Source organism: Halobacillus sp. BBL2006, assembly GCF_000786645.1.
In the GTDB taxonomy this organism is placed as follows: domain Bacteria; phylum Bacillota; class Bacilli; order Bacillales; family Halobacillaceae; genus Halobacillus.
Genome location: NZ_JRNX01000338.1, coordinates 1 through 4,112, shown reverse-complemented (window position 1 = coordinate 4,112; position 4,112 = coordinate 1). Strand labels below are relative to the sequence as shown.

Below are 4,112 nucleotides of genomic sequence, written 5' to 3'. Positions count from 1 at the left end.
AAAAAAGAAAAACACTTGAGTTGAGATTAAATGCGGAACCACCTCGGGAGACACGACAAGCATAAGACAAGGAATGTAGTGAGGTGATCTTTCCTCACGAAAGTCATTGACTTATGTCTCGAGTGTCTAGGTGGAGGAGCTGGATAGATCGAAAAGCGGAATTGACCTGGGTGGTCGACATAAGTCAATAAAAAAAGCTGGACCAATAGCAGGTCCAGCTTTTTTTATTGACTTATGATTCGTTTTGCCGCGTGCCCCGTTCTCTGTGCAGCCTTAGACGGTAAACTCCAAGGATAATGGCAGCCACAATGAGACTTTCTGGAAGCGGCAAATTCAAACCAAGGATCAGAGTCAAGATAAACGTTCCAATTATCAATACAGAATAAACGACAATGTTCTTTCCTAAAGGAAGTTTTCTAGCAAAACCTAGTTTAAATGTGATGATCGTCAAAATAACGACAGTCAAATATAAAAGCATAAAAGAACGAAATAACATCGAAACTTCATTCTCATTATTCAGGTTCACTTCATTTCCGAGGCCTTGGAAAAAGAAATTCGCCACTGGCCATAAGTCCGTAGGGACCGTAAGTGTTGCCATGTCTTCCATGATGTTCCTCCTCGTATCTCCCTATTCTATCCTCTATCATACTAAATGTAGGAAAAAGAAACCACCCTTTGTCCAATTTTCATTCTTAGGCTTAATCATATATAATAGCGTTTGAGGTGAGACTTTTGAAAAATTTTCAACCTAACATGGCATTTTTAGCTGTTCTCGTTATCCTATCTTTTGTATGCGTAGGGTTTGCCATTGGACAGGAAAGTTTCTGGCTGGCAGGCTTCCTCTTTCTATTAGGATTTATGATTATGGGATATGGGCTTAAACTGAAAAGGCAGCAGGATACTTAAAGAAAGCGACCGCCAACTGAACGGTCGCTTTTTTGTATGTTATTTTTTTAAGTCCACATATCCGTCACTGATTTCATCATGAATGTTTATCCTACTAGCTAATACGGTTGTTTGATTTAATAAATCAAGCTCCTCTTTGTCCGCACGTGACACCGTACCTCCGACTTCTTGTACCAGAATCGCACCCGCAGCATAGTCCCAAGGCATAAGAGTCATCGTCAAATATCCATCTAGAATTCCTTCAGCTACAAAAGCAAATTCTAAAGCAGCGGAACCATAGGAACGTGTACTTCGAAGTTTTTTCACCAATTTTTCAATCCCACGGTGATCAACATGGGGATTTTCAGGAAGCATCCACGTCGTATTCAAAGCTAGTATAGACTGCTCTAACGGTCTTGATTCATTCAATACAGGCAGTTGATGGTCATTCTTGTAAGCCCCTTGTCCTTTTTGAGCGGAATACAATGTGTCTTCCATCACGTTATAAATGAGACCGATTTCACCTACCCCGTCATGATAGATCCCGATGGAAATTGCAAAGTTCCTTTTCTGATGGACAAAATTCATCGTTCCGTCGATAGGATCAACAATCCATACCGTTCCTTTCATCTCCTCGATTTCATCCCCAAACCCTTCTTCTCCTAATAGGAAGTGTTCAGGATAAGTACCTTTAATTCTTTTAGCAAAAAACTGCTCTGTCTCCTGATCCATTTCTGTTACAAGATCATTAGGATTCGATTTCGTTTCAATCGATCTTGGAGCATCAATTTTTTCTCTGATTCTTTCCCCTGCTTCCATGATCCAGGTTCTCGCATGGTTGAAAATATCTTGCTTCATCTGTTTATCCATAAGTTCGTACCCCTTTAATCAAGTTCAATCTTTATCGTATCAAAATGACGTTCATCTTGCATGTTTGGGAGTCAACATGGGGAAGCGCCTATTGATGAATGAAAAAAATACGAGCAACCCTATTGTTGCTCGTAATTATGAAGACCATTCAATCAATTGCTTACGAAGTGCGGAGAGCTTTTTCTTACTTTTATTTATCTGCTCCTCGTCACCGGCGATCATTGCATCATGCAATGTCACAAGTTCGTAATCAATTTCCATACGGATTACCGGGAGCTTCTCTTCAGCTTCTCGTTTACGTAACGCTTCCATGACATGTTTCATTGCCATTCCCTCCCTCTTAAATCCTTGCTATATATATATGTTAGTAATGTGACAGAAGTTTCAGTTAGATTACTTATATGTAACCCATTTTATTATGATTCAAACCAAGTGAACACATTACTTCATAAAGCCGTACGGTTTTTGTTAAACTAACATGTAGTTGATATAGGAGTTGATGATCATGAGTACTTTTAATGGATTTACTCAAAAGGATTTCGATGTGTTCTCCATTTTAGGCTTGGAAAATCGGATGAGTGCATTAAGGGAACAGATTTCACCTAAGCTGGAAGCCATTGCGACGGAACTAGAGCCAGATGTTACGGCAATGACAGGGGATGAGATGTTTGTTCACGTTGCAAAACATGCCAGAAGGAAGACCAATCCTCCAAATGACACATGGGCAGCACTCGCTTCTAATAAAAGAGGGTACAAAAAACTGCCTCATTTTCAAGTCGGTTTATGGGAGAGTCACGTATTTATCTGGTTTGCCGTTATATACGAGAGCCCAATCAAACAAGAATTTGCTAAAACATTAGAAAAGAACAGGAAGAAAATTCTTTCTGACATCCCCAAAAATTTTGTCTGGTCTGTTGATCATACTAAACCCGATTCCATGCCGCATGAGGACGTGGATGAAGAAAAATTCTTGTCTATGACAGATCGTTTAAAGAATGTTAAAAAAGCCGAAATTCTTTGTGGACAAAATATCCCTCGCAATGATAAACGATTGAAGGATCCAGAAGCTTTCCTTAAATTATGTAAAGAAACTTTTGAAACACTGGAGCCTCTTTACAGTTATACGAAGCAGTTAAATTAAAAAGAAGGAGCAGACTTAATCCAGTCTGCTCCTTCTTTCATTATTGATCCATACTTATTCGGTCACCTTGAGCCTTAGAGCGTGCTTTTTTCACTGTGTGATAGCAGGAATACCCTGACTCTTTTTCAAATTCTCCACAAAGCTTCTTTTCTTCACTTTTAGATGGAACAATTTGCTTGAACCTCGTATAAGCGAGTAATAAATCATCACGGCTGACATTGTTTTCATACGCTTGCTCAACCAAAGAATAGAAATTGACAACATCTATGATTTCTTCTTTCGTCCAATATGTTTCATCAATTGGATAACTGTAACTCATTTATAGACCCCCTTATGTATTACGTTGACCATTTTGTACGGATTTGTTCCGCTTCTTTCAAAATTCTTTGAAAAAGTTCCGACACCGTAGGAACGTCGTTAATTCTTGAAGTCACTTGACCGGCCCATCCGAAACCCTGGTCATCCAGCCCCTCATAAATATACTTTTTGTTAGCCTCTCCACTTATGTAGTCTTTCAGTCCCTCATACCCTGCCTTTTCTTTTTCCAACTCAATAATTTGGTCGGTCCATTTATTTCTAAGCGCTCTAGCAGGCGTCTTCAGGCTACGTTTGATAACAGTTGTCGAAGTCTCGTCCGCTTCAATTAAGGCTTGTTTGTAACTGTTGTGGGCGTGAACACATTCTTCTGTAGCAATGAAACGTGTCCCCATTTCTATCCCCTCTGCACCAAGAGCAAGAGCCGCCATCAACCCTTTTCCATCGCCGATGCCGCCTGATGCGATCACTGGAATAGATACGGCGTCTACTACTTGGGGCGTCAGCACAAACGTACCTACATCATCTCTACCAAGATGACCTCCTCCTTCATGACCGACGACCATGACTGCATCCGCTCCCAATTCTTCTGCCTTCACCGCTTGACGCCGGGCAGCCACTAATACAAGAGTTTTTATGCCTGTATCTTTCACCATTTCCAATACCGGTTTAGGATTCCCTCCAGTTACAGAAATCGCTGGCACGTTTTCATCGATTGCTACTTGAACTCGATCTTCAAATGATCTTCCGTGTTGTCCAATAGCGAAGTTCACCCCGAACGGTTTAGAAGTCACGGTTCGCACTTTCTCGATTTCATATCTTAATTGTTCAGGTCCGTCCATGCTCATTGCCGTGATCTGGCCGAGTCCACCCGCTCGCGAAACGGCTGCAGCAAGATCAG

7 protein-coding genes are annotated in these 4,112 nt (G+C 40.9%); 2 read left to right on the top strand and 5 right to left on the bottom strand.

Annotated features, from left to right (window positions below; genetic code table 11):
- Positions 1-232: 232 nt before the first annotated feature.
- Positions 233-607, bottom strand: a complete 375-nt coding sequence (locus LD39_RS10760) for a YlaH-like family protein (protein ID WP_035546146.1) — start codon at positions 605-607, stop codon at positions 233-235.
- 116 nt (positions 608-723) lie between these two features.
- On the opposite strand from LD39_RS10760, the gene LD39_RS10755 reads away from it, so the two are divergent.
- The gene (locus LD39_RS10755; RefSeq protein WP_035546145.1) at positions 724-906 is read left to right on the top strand and encodes a DUF5325 family protein; all 183 of its coding nucleotides are present in this window, start codon (positions 724-726) and stop codon (positions 904-906) included.
- Positions 907-945: 39 nt separating this feature from the next.
- Here the strand turns inward: LD39_RS10755 and LD39_RS10750 are convergent, their stop codons facing one another.
- On the bottom strand, positions 946-1,755 hold the full coding sequence (locus LD39_RS10750) for an inositol monophosphatase family protein (RefSeq protein ID WP_035546143.1): 810 nt from the start codon (positions 1,753-1,755) through the stop codon (positions 946-948).
- A 135-nt stretch (positions 1,756-1,890) separates the two neighbouring features.
- Positions 1,891-2,079, bottom strand: coding sequence for a hypothetical protein (locus LD39_RS10745; protein WP_035546141.1), 189 nt, complete (start codon positions 2,077-2,079; stop codon positions 1,891-1,893).
- Between the two features lie 181 nt (positions 2,080-2,260).
- On the opposite strand from LD39_RS10745, the gene LD39_RS10740 reads away from it, so the two are divergent.
- A complete protein-coding gene (locus tag LD39_RS10740) occupies positions 2,261-2,896 on the top strand; it encodes a YktB family protein (RefSeq protein WP_035546139.1) in 636 nt (211 codons plus the stop codon).
- Between the two features lie 40 nt (positions 2,897-2,936).
- Here the strand turns inward: LD39_RS10740 and LD39_RS10735 are convergent, their stop codons facing one another.
- Both LD39_RS10735 and LD39_RS10730 read right to left on the bottom strand, forming a co-directional pair.
- Positions 2,937-3,215: a UPF0223 family protein gene (locus LD39_RS10735; RefSeq protein WP_035546137.1), complete on the bottom strand. Its 279-nt coding sequence runs from the start codon at positions 3,213-3,215 to the stop codon at positions 2,937-2,939.
- Between the two features lie 19 nt (positions 3,216-3,234).
- Positions 3,235-4,112 (bottom strand): nitronate monooxygenase family protein (locus LD39_RS10730; RefSeq protein WP_035546135.1); only part of this gene is annotated, 878 nt, incomplete at its 5' end.